A 250-nucleotide genomic window follows, 5' to 3' on the forward strand; every position below is an offset into this window, starting at 1 on the left:
ATGGGAACAACACAAGTGGGTAGTCTTGTCTATATTACCACCTAAGAGGCATTTGAGTATTCTCTTTCTCTTACTGGGGAATTTTCGCTTGATTTTTTTGAGGAACTTTCTTTTGATCTTGACACTCTGGGTCGAATATGGGAGTCAATACCTGCAGGATGGCCTGCTGGATGAAGCGATCTACCACGGTAGGGATGCCTAGCAATCGTATTCCCCCGTCAGGTTTCGGGATTTCGACCCTGCGGACAGG

Annotated in this window: 1 pseudogene; it reads right to left on the reverse strand. The window is 46.8% G+C overall.

Annotated features, from left to right (window positions below):
* Positions 1 to 127: 127 nt before the first annotated feature.
* Positions 128 to 250: pseudogene (locus ETC00_RS20570) on the reverse strand (reverse transcriptase domain-containing protein); the annotation flags it as partial.

This window comes from Brevibacillus sp. MCWH (assembly GCF_013096935.1).
GTDB classification, from domain to species: domain Bacteria; phylum Bacillota; class Bacilli; order Brevibacillales; family Brevibacillaceae; genus Brevibacillus; species Brevibacillus aydinogluensis.